The organism is Streptomyces sp. NPDC051218, assembly GCF_044455475.1.
Classification (GTDB): Bacteria; Actinomycetota; Actinomycetes; order Streptomycetales; family Streptomycetaceae; genus Streptomyces.
Window position 1 is genome coordinate 263658 of record NZ_JBITEU010000008.1, and the last position, 12548, is coordinate 276205.

Genomic DNA, 12548 nt, shown 5'->3' on the forward strand with positions numbered 1-12548 from the left:
CGCATTGATGTCCGCGGGCCGGTGGGGGCTCGGCGCGCCCGCGGGGCGGAGCCCCACATGTCACGGCCCCGCGCCCCTTCGGGGCGCCCCCCCCCGGCCCGCACCACCCCTGCTGAGGAGACCCGCATGTCCATCTCCGCTCCGACCAGCCGCGCCCGGGTCCTCGGCGTACCGGCCGACCGGCACGACGAGATCCTCACCCCCGAGGCCCTTGAGTTCGTCGGCCGTCTCGTCGACGCCTTCGCCGAACGCCGCCTGGAGATCCTCAAGGAGCGCACGCGGGTGGGCGCTCGGCTCGCCTCCGGCTCCCCGCTCGACTTCTCCGTCGCCACCGCCCGTATCCGGGCCGACACCTGGCAGGTGGCACCACCGGCCCCCGGCCTCACCGACCGGCGCGTGGAGATCACCGGACCTCCCGAGCGCGCGATGACGGTCAACGCCCTCAACTCCGGTGCGCGGGTGTGGATGGCGGACTTCGAGGACGCCACCTCCCCCACCTGGGACAACATCGTCGACGGCCAGCTGAACCTGCTCGACGCGATCGAGCGGCGGATCGACTTCACCACGCCGGATGGCAAGCCGTACCGGCTCGGCGAGCGCCTGGCGACCATCGTCGTCCGCCCGCGCGGCTGGCATCTGACCGAGGAACACCTGGAGTTCGACGGGCGGCCCGCGCCGGCCTCCCTCGTCGACTTCGGGCTCTACTTCTTCCACTGCGCCCAGCGGCAGATCGACGCCGGGCACGGACCGTACTTCTATCTGCCGAAGCTGGAGAGCCGGGACGAGGCGCGGCTGTGGAACGACGTGTTCGTCCTCGCCCAGGACCTCACCGGCATCCCCCGGGGCACGATCCGGGCCACCGTCCTGATCGAGACCATCACGGCCGCCGTCCAGATGGAGGAGATCCTCTACGAGCTCCGCGAGCACAGCTCAGGGCTCAACGCGGGCCGCTGGGACTACCTGTTCAGCCTCATCAAGACCTTCGGGCACCGTACCGACTTCCTGCTGCCGGACCGGGCCAAGGTCACCATGACGGCCCCCTTCATGCGCGCCTACACCGACCTCCTCGTACGCACCTGCCACCAGCGGGGCGCCCACGCGATCGGCGGCATGGCCGCCCACGTGCCCGGCAAGGACCCCGACGCCCATCAGGCAGCCGTGGCCAGGGTCCGGCTCGACAAGGAACGCGAGGCCGAGGACGGCTTCGACGGCTCCTGGGTCGCCCATCCCGCCCTTGTCCCCGTCTGCCGCGAGGTGTTCGACGGAGTGCTCGGCTCCCGCCCGCACCAGATCGACCGGACCCGCGACGACGTCGAGGTGACGGCGGCCCGGCTGCTGTCCGTGCGCCGCGTCAGCGCACCGCCCACGGCGGAGGGCGTACGTACCGACATCGCGGTGGCTTTGCGCTACTTCGCCGCCTGGCTGCACGGGCAGGGAGCCGTCGCGCTGTACGGCCTGATGGAGGACGCGGCCACGGCCGAGATCGCCCGGGTGCAGATCTGGCAGTGGCTGCGCCACCGGGTCGTGGATCGCGCGACGGTCCTCGGCCTGGTGGATGACGAGCTCGCCGCCCTGGGCGCGGAGTACCCGTGGGCCCCACTCGACGAAGTCCGTGGAGTCTTCGAACGGACAGCGCTGGCCCGGGAGTTGCCCGCCTTCTTCACCACGGACGCCTACAGCCGTCACCTCGTGCGCCACCCGGAGGGGCGGTCATGAGCACATCCATCCGCCGGGTCGGTGTGGTGGGCGGGGGCCGGATGGGGGCCGGGATCGCCGAGGTGTGTGCCCGTGCCGGGCTGGACACCGTGATCTGCGAGGCCGACTCCCTCGCCGCTCGCGCCGCCGGCGAACGGGTCGCCGTATCACTCGAACGCGCCGTCCAGCGAGGCAACTTGGACCGCATCGGCGCCGAGGACGCACTGGCCCGCATGGTCTTCACCGGCAGCCTCGACGACCTGGCCGACCGCCAGCTCGTCGTCGAGGCGGTCGTCGAGGACACCGCGGCGAAGACGGAGATCTTCGCCGCCCTGGACAAGGTCGTCGAGGACCCCGGCGCGATCCTCGCCACCAACACCTCCTCCATCCCGGTCATGCGTCTGGGCATGGCGACCCGGCGCGCCGACCGCGTTCTCGGGCTGCACTTCTTCAACCCCGCACCCGTCCTTCCCCTGGTCGAGGTCGTCTCCTCGCTGCACACGGCCGCCGAAACCGTCGCCGCCGTCGAGGAGTTCGCCACGAACACGCTGGGCAAGACGGTGGTGCGGTCCAAGGACAGGGCGGGCTTCGTCGTCAACGCGCTGCTCGTGCCCTACCTTCTCTCCGCGATCCGCATGACGGAGTCCGGCTTCGCGACGGCCACCGATGTGGACGCGGGCATGGAGCTCGGCTGCGCGCACCCGATGGGCCCGCTGAAGCTCGCGGACCTGATCGGCCTCGACACGGTCGCCTCCATCGCGGCGTCTCTCTACGAAGAGTTCAAGGAACCCCTGTACGCGCCGCCGCCGCTGCTCCTGCGCATGGTCGAAGCGGGGCTGCTCGGCCGCAAGAGCGGGCGCGGGTTCCACCTGTACGACCGGGGCTGAGGGGCCCGGGTCCGCCGCCGGGCCGAGGGGCCCGCGGCTGCTGTGTGCGGGGCGCGGAACGGAGTGGTGATCTGTTCCGCGCCCTTCGCGTGCGCCCCCGCCCCTCGGGTCCGTGTCTCACCTCACGGTCCGCAATGTGATCAGTGGCGCCCAAGAACCCCGACGACCCTCTAGCCTGATCCGTGCAGCTGGTTCGCCCTGTCCGCCAGACAGACGCGTCGCAAGAGGGAACCCGGTGGGAATCCGGGACTGCCCCGCAGCGGTGAGTGGGAACGACCGCCGTCATACGCACTGGATCCGAGCGCGGATCCGGGAAGCGACGGCCAGTAGGAATCTGCCTCGGCAGGTGCGCCCGCGAGTCCGAAGACCTGCCCGTTGCCCGCATGTGATCCCTCACGTGCGGCATCCCGGTGACCTCGTGGGCGGGTCGGCGTAGATCAGGTGGAGCACCGCGCCGGTGGCGCGCGTTCGGTCCGCCCGGTCCGTCATCCCTTCGCGTCCGTGTCCCGTCCCCGGGATTCTCAGGAGTCATCTCGCGAAGGAGATTTCCGTGACAGCGAAGTCCGCAGCCGCGGCAGCACGGGCCACCGTGTACGGCTACCCCCGCCAGGGCCCCGACCGTGAACTGAAGAAGGCCGTCGAGGGCTATTGGAAGGGCCGCGTCACCGCCGACGCCCTCCGGGAGACCGCGGCGCAGCTGCGCAGGTCCACCTGGCAGCGCCTGGCCGACGCCGGCATCCACGAAGTGCCCACCGGCGACTTCTCGTACTACGACCATGTCCTGGACACCAGCGTCATGGTCGGTGCCGTGCCACAGCGGCACCGCGAGGCCGTCGACACCAACACGCTCGACGGCTACTTCGCGATGGCCCGCGGCACCCAGGACGTGGCGCCCCTTGAGATGACCAAGTGGTTCGACACCAACTACCACTACCTCGTGCCGGAGCTGGGTCCCGACACCGTCTTCGCCGCCGACTCCGCCAAGCAGGTCGCCGAGCTCAAGGAGGCCGTCGCGCTCGGCCTCGCCGCCCGTCCCGTCCTCGTCGGCCCGGTGAGCTATCTGCTGCTCGCCAAGCCCGCGCCCGGCGTGGCCGCCGACTTCGAGCCGCTGACGCTCCTTGACCGCCTGCTGCCCGTGTACGCCGAGGTCCTCGCCGACCTGCGTGCGGCCGGCGCCGAGTGGGTGCAGCTCGACGAGCCCGCCCTGGTCCAGGACCGCACCCCGGCGGAGCTCAACGCCGCCGCCCGTGCCTACCGCGACCTCGGCGCCCTCCCCGACCGCCCGAAGCTCCTCGTCGCCTCCTACTTCGGCAGGCTTGGCGAGGCACTGCCCGTGCTGGCCAAGGCTCCGGTCGACGGCCTCGCCCTGGACTTCACGGAGACCGCCGCCGACCAGCTCGCGGACCTCGCCGCCGTCGGCGGGCTGCCCGGCAAGCGCCTGGTCGCCGGTGTCGTCAACGGCCGCAACATCTGGATCAACGACCTGGAGAAGTCCCTCTCCACGCTGGGCACGCTCCTGGGCCTCGCCGACCGGGTGGACGTCTCCGCGTCCTGCTCCCTGCTGCACGTCCCGCTGGACTCCACCGCCGAGCGTGACATCGACCCGCAGATCGCACGCTGGCTCGCCTTCGCCCATCAGAAGACCGCCGAGATCGCCACGCTTGCCCGCGGCCTGGCCCAGGGCACGGGCACCATCGCGGCCGAACTGGCCGCCAACCGCGCCGACATGGCGTCCCGCTCCGGCTCGGCCCTCACCCACGACCCGGCCGTACGTTCACGCGTCGACTCCGTCACGGCGGCCGACGCCCGCCGCGCGCACGCCTATCCCGAGCGTGCGGCGGCTCAGCGGACCCATCTCGGTCTGCCGCTCCTTCCCACGACCACCATCGGCTCGTTCCCGCAGACCACCGAACTGCGCACCGCGCGCGCCGACTTGCGGGCCGGCCGCATCGACACGGCGGGCTACGAGGAGCGCATCAAGAACGAGATCCGCGAGGTCGTCGCCTACCAGGAGAAGACGGGCATCGACGTCCTGGTGCACGGTGAACCCGAACGCAACGACATGGTGCAGTACTTCGCCGAACAGCTCACCGGCTACCTCGCCACGCAGCACGGCTGGGTCCAGTCGTACGGGACCCGTTATGTGCGCCCGCCGGTCCTCGCGGGTGACATCTCACGCCCCGAACCGATGACGGTGCGCTGGACGTCGTACGCCAACTCGCTCACCGGGCGCCCCGTCAAGGGCATGCTCACCGGCCCTGTCACCATGCTCGCCTGGTCCTTCGTCCGGGACGACCAGCCCTTGGGCGACACGGCACGCCAGGTCGCCCTGGCCCTGCGGGACGAGGTGAACGACCTGGAGGCGGCGGGCACTTCCGTCATCCAGGTGGACGAGCCCGCGCTGCGCGAGACGCTGCCGTTGCGCGCCGCCGAGCACGCCGCGTACCTGAACTGGGCCACGGAATCCTTCCGGCTCACCACCAGCGGCGTCCGGCCCGACACGCAGATCCACACCCACATGTGCTACGCCGAGTTCGGCGACATCGTCCAGGCCATCGACGACCTCGACGCCGACGTGATCAGCCTGGAGGCCGCGCGCTCGCACATGCAGGTGGCCCGCGAACTGGCCGGACACGGCTACCCGCGCGAGGCGGGCCCCGGGGTCTACGACATCCACTCCCCGCGCGTACCGAGCACCGAGGAGGCGGCTGCCCTGCTGCGCAAGGGACTTGAGGCCATCCCCGCCGAACGCCTGTGGGTGAACCCGGACTGCGGCCTCAAGACCCGCGGCTGGCCCGAGACCAAGGCCTCCCTGGAGAACCTGGTGGCGGCGGCACGCGAGGTGAGGACGGAACTGCCTTCGGGGTCCTGACCCGAAGGCCCCGAACGCCCCGATCGACCAGGACGAACCGAGGCGCATACGGGGGGTCAGGCCTCGCCCCCCGTATGCGCCACCCGCGAAAGCAACCCATGCAACGTCTCCCGCTCCTCGGAGCCGAGCGGAGCCAGGAGTTCGTCGGGGCGAGAGCCACGATGCGGCGGCGGTCGTCCGGGGCCGGGGCCTCCCTGGTCCGTGTCGGTGCCGACCGCAGTCGTGTGCCCCCGGTCCACCAAACCATCTCTGGTGCTGGCCCTCAGGGACCGTTGAGGTAGGTGTAGGACGGCGAGGACACGGCGGTTGTTGTTGTCGTCGTCGGTCAGGCCGAGCTTGCCGAACAGGGAAGTGGTGTACTTGCTGATGGCGCTGTCGCTCAGGAAGAGCCGCCCGGCGATGGCCTGGTTGGACAGGCCTTCGACCTGTCGCATGAGCCTTCCTTCTGCTTCGTGAACTCCCGGCCGGTACGGCGCGGTGAGTCCACTCTGCACGGCACGGAACCCGATGCCTCCCAGGTCGGCCCGGAAGTGGGTCCAGGCCCACCCTCCTCGGCGTCCAGGCCTAGACGGCCACCGGGCCCGCGGCCACTTCGGCGCCGAGCCGGAACTCCCGGCCCGCCAGCTCCTCGTACAGCCGGACCGGCGTCATCTCGCCCGCCAAGTCGCCGTGCCGGGACTTGGCCCTGCGGTAGATCTGCTCGACCAGGGCCGACAGTTCCGTGGAGACACCGAGGTCCCGGCCCAGGTCCACGGCAAGGCCCAGGTCCTTGCAGGCAAGTGCCATGGCGAACGAGTCGTCGTAGTCCCCGTCGGCGAGGACGCACATGATGTCGCGCTCCAAAAAGTTGGACGCGGCGGGGCTCGCCAGGAGCGCGTTGCGCAGTGTGCCCAGGTCGACGCCCGCCTTGACGCCCATGGCCAGCACCTCGGACGACGCCGTGAGATGGCTGAACCAGAGGAGGTTGATCATGAGCTTGACCGTGTAGCCGGCCCCCAGCGGACCCACGTGGAGGATGCGCTCCGCGTCACCCATGACCCGCAGCACGGGCAGTGCCTCCTCGAAGTCGGCGGCGGTGCCGCCGACGAAGATCTGCAGCATCCCGGCCTCCGCCCCGTGCGCCATTCCACTGACCGGGGCGTCCAGCCGACGCACGCCGCGCCGGTCGAGCACTTCGGCAGCAACTCGGTCCGCCGCCCCGGGCGTTGACGTCGACATGTCGATCCACATGGAGCCGGTCGGCAGCGCTTCGGCGACGCCACCGCGCAGCAACACGTCCTCCACCACACGCGGGTTGGGCAGCATGGTCACCAACACCTCGGCCTGGGAGGCGCACTGGGCCGCCGTCTCGGCCCAGATGGCGCCGAGTGCCACGTGTTCGGCCGCGGCCTCGGGGCGGGAGTCGTGCACGGTCACCTCGTGCCCGGCCCGGATCAGGTGGCGTGCCATGTGACGGCCCATGTTGCCCAGGCCGATGAAACCGATCCTCATGATATTTCCTCGCTGCTGCGGTCTGAGAGGGTTGTACGGATGGCCAGTTGGCGGATCAGCCCTGCGGGCGCGAGCTCGCGAGCTGCTCCTCGGACGGCGTGTAGAAGGGATTGGTCACTCCCGCCTTCGCGGCGTCGAGGACCTCACCGGGGGTCGGGGTGGACTCGACGGCGGCGCGCAGGGCGCGGTAGGCGGCGGTGCGCTGGTTGCGGAACGACTCGTCGAGGTCGTCGACCTTCGGGTTGACCCACACCGCGGCGATGATCAGCAGGTCGTCGGCCTCGTCCGCGGGGACGACACCGTCCGCCACCGCGTCGGCGACTCCCTGGGCGAGACCCGCCTGCGCGGACCCCCAGGTGGCCCGCTCGTGCAGCTCCCCGGCGGCCACCGCCTTGTTGACGAACAGGGTCAGCGGCTTCACCGGGACGGAGGGGCGCACGACCGTCATGTACGGGACGTGTCCCGCGCTCGGAGTGGCCAGCGCGGTCGCCCAGGCGGTCTCCACCGGGCCGCCCTTGCGGCCGATGACGATGTTGGTGTGCGCGGCGTTGGGGCCGTCGCCGACGAAGGACTCGCCGATGAGCGCGGCGGGGGCGAAGGGCATGAGTGCTCCCATACGAGGGTCAGGATGAGGTGCGTCAGAAGCGCGGAAGGGCAGGAGGGCGCGCGGAACTCAATGAAGCTGTTTGCGCGATGAGTTGGGAAGAAGAAGCGATCCGCGTAATGCCACGCGGAGGGCTTCGCGGGGGCCGTGCCCCGCTGCCTTGCCCGGTGAATCTAGAACTCCCGGCGAGCGCCGGACAAGCCCGCCCGGGGAATCGAAACCGGGGTTGCGGTGAGGGCAACCGAGCCCCTGGCCAGGCAGTCCCCCGGGACGTCACCCTTACGATGCGGGCGTGAACGAAGCGAACGCCGCCGGCTCCGCCCCCATAGCCGGCCGCAATCAGGGTCACGGCCTGCGCCGTGACATCGACCTGCTCGACGCCCTCGGTTCGCCGGAGGCCCAGCACACCGGCGGCCTGGGAGTCGTCCGGATCGCGCAGATCGTGGGACGCGAGAAGAGCCAGGTGTCACGGGCGCTGAAGGCGCTCGCGGACGTGGGCATCGTCGAGCGCGACCCCGACAGCCTGGAGTACCGGCTCGGCTGGCGGCTGTTCTCGCTGGTCGCCCGCACCTCGGAGAGCCGCCTCGTGCGGGTGGCCGGGCCCGTCATGCACCAGTTGTCCGTGGGCCTGGAGGAGACCAGCCACCTGTGCGTCCTGCACGAGAAGGAGGTGCGCACGCTGCTGTCGGTCTCCGGGCACTCCTACCGGCTGCGCGAGTGGGAGGGCCGCTGCGTCCCCGCGTGGACCACGTCGGCGGGCCCCGTGCTGCTGCGGGACGCCAGCCCCGACGAGCTGTACGTCCGCTTCGGGGCCACTCACGAGGTGTCCGTGCCCGCCCTGTGGTCGAGGGTCAAGGGCGCCCGGGAGGAGGGCTTCGCCCGGGAGTTCGAGGAGTTCGAGCCGGACCTCGTCGGGGTGTCGGCCCCGGTGTTCGACTTCCGTGGCCGGGTGGTCGCCGCCCTCAACGTCACGGCGCCCGCCGCCCGTTTCGCGGCGCGGCTCGACCACGCGGGGAGAGCCGCGATGGCGGCGGCCGCGAAGGTCTCGTCGCTTCTGGGCTGGGAACCGCGGCCGTCGGCGTCCCGGTTGCCCTGAGCGCAACCCCTGTCTCGATCGCCGGTGACCTCTTGTTCCGGCAGGTGACCGGCTCATACATTCCTGGCGTCCCGGACGTGAACGCACGCAGAGCCCGCAGAGAGCCGTGCTGTCCCCAGTGCCGGGCCTCAGCCCTCCCCTGCCCCGGCGCCCCTGGCCCGACCGCGTCCTCAGCTGTCGGTCACGGCCGCCCGAGGCATCTCCGACACGCCGGAAAGAGCACCCCATGCAGCGCCCCAGCGCCACCCACATCGGCATCACCAGCGACCTCACCAGCATCACCAAGTCACCTTATGGAGAAGGCGACTTGTGGATCGACGGCACCTGGCAGGCGGCGAGCGACGGCCGTACGTACCCGGTGTACGACCCGGCCACCGGGCAGGTCGTGCGCGAGGTCAGCGCCGCTTCGGCGCAGGACGCCGCCCTCGCGCTCGACGCGGCGGCGCGGGCCGCAGAGGAGTGGCGGCACACCGCGCCGAGGCGCCGCTCCGAGGTCCTCGCCGACACCTTCCGTCTGATGCGCGAGCACACTGACGACCTCGCCCGCCTCATCACCCTGGAGAACGGCAAGGCCTACCGCGACGCCGCCGCCGAGGTCGCCTACGCCGCCGAGTTCTTCCGCTGGTTCGCGGAGGAGGCGGTGCGGATCGACTCCGGATTCGGCGAGGCGCCCGGCGGCGGCTTCCGCCACGTCATCCTGCGACAGCCCGTCGGCGTCACGGCCTTCGTCACGCCGTGGAACTTCCCCGCGGCGATGGCCACCCGCAAGATCGCCCCGGCGCTCGCCGCGGGCTGCCCCGTCCTGCTCAAGCCCGCCCCCGAAACCCCGCTGACCGCGCTTGCCGTGGCCGCGCTGCTCGCCGAGGCGGGCCTGCCCGCCGGGCTGCTCAACGTGCTGCCGACCGACCGCGCCCCCGAGACCGTGTCGGCGTGGCTCGCCGACGAACGCGTACGGAAGTTCTCCTTCACCGGGTCCACCGCCACCGGCCGGGCCCTGCTGCGCCAGACCGCCGACCATGTGGTCAACGTGACCATGGAGCTCGGCGGCAACGCCCCGTTCGTCGTCCTGGCCGACGCCGACGTGGACGCCGCCGTGCGCGGTGCCATGGACGCCAAGATGCGCGGCGGCGGCGAGGTCTGCATCGCCGCCAACCGCTTCTACGTCCATGAGGACGTCGCCGCCGAGTTCACGGAGAAGCTCTGCGCGGCGATGCTGGCCGTCAAGGCGGGCCCCGGCCTCGACGAGGGCGTCACCCTCGGCCCGATGATCAACCCGGCGGCCGTCGAGAAGATCACCGGCCTGGTCGAGGACGCCGTACGCCGTGGGGCCCGTGTCGCCGCCCGCGGCGAGGTCCCGGAGGCCGACGGCTGGTACCACCCGGCCACCGTCCTCACCGACGTCCCGGCGGACGCAGTGATCCTGCACACCGAGGTCTTCGGCCCGGTGGCACCGGTCACGACGTTCACCGACGAGGACGCGATGATCTCCGCCGCGAACGCCACGTCGTACGGCCTGGCCTCGTACGTCTTCACCCGCGACCTGGCCCGCGGCCTGCGCGTCGCCGAGCGTCTGGAGGCCGGCATGGTCGGCCTCAACCGCGGTCTGATCTCCGACCCGGCGGCGCCGTTCGGCGGCGTGAAGCAGTCGGGGCTCGGGCGGGAGGGCGGCCGGGAAGGCATCGAGGCCTTCCTGGAGACGAAGTACGTGGCGCTGGACTGGCCGACCCCGTAACGGCCGCACCCCTCACCCGCCCCTCCCCCCTCAAGGAGTCCCGACATGGCAATGACGCCTGTCTCCGACCGCCCGGAACCGATACCCGCCGAGCGTGTCGCCCGTGACCGGGGCCGTCTGCACTTCCGGCTCAAGACCGCGACTCAGCTGGGTCAGGGCCTGGACGGCTACGTCATCGGCGGCATCGGCATGGCGATGGCCGCGCTCACCGCCGATCTGCACCTGGGCACGGTCGCGCAGGGCCTGGTCGGGGCGTCCCCGCTGATCGGCATCTTCTTCGGCGGCCCGGTCTTCGGCTGGCTCGCCGACCGGTTCGGCCGCAGGCCCGTCTTCATGGTCGACATGCTGATCTTCCTGCTCAGCTCGGTCGCCCAGTTCTTCGTGGCGGACGGCACGCAGCTGTTCCTCGTCCGCCTGGTGATGGGCCTGGCGATCGGCGGGGAGTACGCGGTCGGCGCGCCGCTCCTGTCCGAGTACGCGCCGAGCAAGGGCCGTGGCCGCCTGCTGTCCAGCCTGGAGATCAGCTGGTACGCGGGCTACGCGCTCGCCACCGTCGTCGGCGCCCTCTTCGCCTCCGTGGACGGCGGCTGGCGCTGGTCCCTCTCCAGCGGCGCGGTCGTCGCCCTGGCCTGCCTCGCGCTGCGCGGCGGGGTGCCGGAATCGGCCCGCTGGCTGCTGAGCCAGGGGCGCACCGGCGAGGCCCGGACGCTGATCGAGCGGTACGGGATCGAGCTCGACGCCGACGCGGAACTGGCCGACAGCGGTGAACAGGCCGGATTCCGGGCCCTGTTCAGCAAGGCGCATCTGCGGGCGACGGTGTTCGCCAGCACCTTCTGGGCGGCGCTCGTCCTGCCGTACTTCGCGATCGGCGCGTTCTGGGGCGAGGTCTTCGAGGCCCTGAACATGGGCGACAACGCGGCGGGCGCGCTGCTGGTGTACGCGTTCACGGCGGTCGCCGGCGTCACGGTGGGCTGCCTCGTCGTGGACCGCGTCGGGCGGCGCAAGCTGCTCATCCCGCCGTTCTGGATCACCGCGGGATGTCTGGCCGTGGTGGCGCTCTTCCCGGACGTGACCGCGGTCGTGGTGGGCGGCTTCCTGTTCTTCATCTTCCTCAACGCCGCCTCCAGCGCGCTGACCGCCGTGTACCCCCTGGAGGTCTTCCCGACCGCGCTGCGCACCACCGGGGTGGGCTTCTCCGCGGCGATGAGCCGGGTCGGCGCCGCGATCGGCACGTTCCTGCTGCCGATGGGCCTCGATCGCTTCGGCCCGGAGTTCGTGCTGCTCGTCGGGGCCGGGGTGCTCGCGCTCGGCGGTGTGGTCTCGCACTTCCTGGCTCCGGAGACCACGGACATGGATCTCGCCCACGCGGCGCGCGCCGAGCGGTAGAGGGGTGGACGGGGGCGGGCGACGGCCGCCGGGGCCCGCGTGGCGGTGGCGCTCCCCGGTCGTACCCTGAGGGTGCTTGCCGCTCCTGAGGGAGCTTGTCACCGCGCCGCACTCCAGGAGATCCCCATGGACACCACGCCGCTCCCCTCGCTCCTGGAGGACCACCCGGTCGTCGCCAGCGTCAAGGACGCCGACGACCTGGAGGCCGTTCTGCGTTCCGAGTGCCGGATCGTGTTCCTGCTCTACGGCACCGTCCTCGACCTGCCCGCGATCGTGCAGCGGCTCAAGGACGACGGCAGGATCGTGCTCGTCAACGTCGACCTGCTCGAAGGCTTCGCGGGCAAGGAGATCGTGGTCCGCTACGTCAAGGAGCGGACGGCCGCCGACGGCGTGCTCAGCTCCAAGGCGTTCATGCTGCGCGCGGCCCGCGAGTTCGGCCTCTACGCGGTGCACCGCTTCTTCCTCATCGACTCGATGTCGTACCGCAATCTCGCCCCGCAGCTGCGCATGTCGAAGGCCGACTGCGTGGAGATCCTGCCGGGCTGCATGCCGCGGGTGATCTCCTGGGTCGTCGCGGACATCGACGTGCCGCTCATCGCGGGCGGGCTGGTCTGCGACCGGGACGACGTGTTCGCCGCCCTGAAGGCGGGCGCGAGCGCCATCGCCTCGTCCAACCGCGAGGTCTGGGCGATGTGACAGCGGGGGTTGACACTGCCGACACCCGCGATTTACTTTTGCCGGGCAGGCCGAAAAAGGCCCGCCCCAAACTGACACCACAACCGCAT

Annotated in this window: 10 protein-coding genes and 1 riboswitch; of the genes, 7 read left to right on the top strand and 3 right to left on the bottom strand. The window is 71.4% G+C overall.

Translation table 11 applies throughout. From position 1 onward, the window contains the following. Positions 1-126: 126 nt before the first annotated feature. The 3 genes from aceB to metE all read left to right on the top strand — a co-directional run bounded on the left by aceB (position 127) and on the right by metE (position 5454). Positions 127-1716, top strand: a complete 1590-nt coding sequence (gene aceB, locus ACIBCK_RS24715) for a malate synthase A (RefSeq protein ID WP_399393566.1) — start codon at positions 127-129, stop codon at positions 1714-1716. Beyond that, the gene (locus ACIBCK_RS24720; RefSeq protein ID WP_399393567.1) at positions 1713-2582 is read left to right on the top strand and encodes a 3-hydroxybutyryl-CoA dehydrogenase; all 870 of its coding nucleotides are present in this window, start codon (positions 1713-1715) and stop codon (positions 2580-2582) included. Before aceB ends, ACIBCK_RS24720 begins: the two co-directional genes overlap by 4 nt. 172 nt (positions 2583-2754) lie before the next feature. Beyond that, a riboswitch (cobalamin riboswitch) is annotated at positions 2755-2973 on the top strand. 159 nt (positions 2974-3132) lie between these two features. Continuing rightward, the gene (gene metE, locus ACIBCK_RS24725; RefSeq protein ID WP_399393569.1) at positions 3133-5454 is read left to right on the top strand and encodes a 5-methyltetrahydropteroyltriglutamate--homocysteine S-methyltransferase; all 2322 of its coding nucleotides are present in this window, start codon (positions 3133-3135) and stop codon (positions 5452-5454) included. Positions 5455-5510: 56 nt separating this feature from the next. Here the strand turns inward: metE and ACIBCK_RS24730 are convergent, their stop codons facing one another. From ACIBCK_RS24730 to fae, 3 genes are all read right to left on the bottom strand, one after another. Further along, positions 5511-5888 carry a LuxR C-terminal-related transcriptional regulator gene (locus ACIBCK_RS24730; RefSeq protein ID WP_399393571.1) on the bottom strand — a complete coding sequence of 126 codons (378 nt, stop codon included), beginning with the start codon at positions 5886-5888 and terminating at the stop codon, positions 5511-5513. A gap of 130 nt (positions 5889-6018) precedes the next feature. Beyond that, on the bottom strand, positions 6019-6945 hold the full coding sequence (locus tag ACIBCK_RS24735; RefSeq protein ID WP_399393573.1) for an NAD(P)-dependent oxidoreductase: 927 nt from the start codon (positions 6943-6945) through the stop codon (positions 6019-6021). Positions 6946-7000: 55 nt separating this feature from the next. Further along, positions 7001-7549: a formaldehyde-activating enzyme gene (gene fae, locus ACIBCK_RS24740; protein ID WP_399393575.1), complete on the bottom strand. Its 549-nt coding sequence runs from the start codon at positions 7547-7549 to the stop codon at positions 7001-7003. A 292-nt stretch (positions 7550-7841) separates the two neighbouring features. On the opposite strand from fae, the gene ACIBCK_RS24745 reads away from it, so the two are divergent. From ACIBCK_RS24745 to ACIBCK_RS24760, 4 genes are all read left to right on the top strand, one after another. Then, entirely contained in the window at positions 7842-8645 is an 804-nt protein-coding gene (locus ACIBCK_RS24745; RefSeq protein WP_399393577.1) for an IclR family transcriptional regulator, read from the top strand. Between the two features lie 226 nt (positions 8646-8871). Continuing rightward, a complete protein-coding gene (locus ACIBCK_RS24750) occupies positions 8872-10377 on the top strand; it encodes an NAD-dependent succinate-semialdehyde dehydrogenase (protein WP_399393579.1) in 1506 nt (501 codons plus the stop codon). Between the two features lie 45 nt (positions 10378-10422). After that, positions 10423-11763 carry an MFS transporter gene (locus ACIBCK_RS24755; protein ID WP_399393580.1) on the top strand — a complete coding sequence of 447 codons (1341 nt, stop codon included), beginning with the start codon at positions 10423-10425 and terminating at the stop codon, positions 11761-11763. Between the two features lie 126 nt (positions 11764-11889). Beyond that, entirely contained in the window at positions 11890-12459 is a 570-nt protein-coding gene (locus tag ACIBCK_RS24760) for a glycerol-3-phosphate responsive antiterminator (RefSeq protein WP_399393582.1), read from the top strand. The last annotated feature ends 89 nt before the right edge of the window (positions 12460-12548 follow it).

What these genes read in the sequence shown, in the direction of transcription:
- aceB (WP_399393566.1), top strand. Translation starts at nt 127, where the DNA reads ATGTCCATCTCCGCTCCGACCAGCCGCGCCCGGGTCCTCGGCGTACCG.
- ACIBCK_RS24720 (WP_399393567.1), top strand. Translation starts at nt 1,713, where the DNA reads ATGAGCACATCCATCCGCCGGGTCGGTGTGGTGGGCGGGGGCCGGATG.
- ACIBCK_RS24730 (WP_399393571.1), bottom strand. Translation starts at nt 5,888, where the DNA reads ATGCGACAGGTCGAAGGCCTGTCCAACCAGGCCATCGCCGGGCGGCTC.
- ACIBCK_RS24735 (WP_399393573.1), bottom strand. Translation starts at nt 6,945, where the DNA reads ATGAGGATCGGTTTCATCGGCCTGGGCAACATGGGCCGTCACATGGCA.
- fae (WP_399393575.1), bottom strand. Translation starts at nt 7,549, where the DNA reads ATGCCCTTCGCCCCCGCCGCGCTCATCGGCGAGTCCTTCGTCGGCGAC.
- ACIBCK_RS24750 (WP_399393579.1), top strand. Translation starts at nt 8,872, where the DNA reads ATGCAGCGCCCCAGCGCCACCCACATCGGCATCACCAGCGACCTCACC.
- ACIBCK_RS24755 (WP_399393580.1), top strand. Translation starts at nt 10,423, where the DNA reads ATGGCAATGACGCCTGTCTCCGACCGCCCGGAACCGATACCCGCCGAG.
- ACIBCK_RS24760 (WP_399393582.1), top strand. Translation starts at nt 11,890, where the DNA reads ATGGACACCACGCCGCTCCCCTCGCTCCTGGAGGACCACCCGGTCGTC.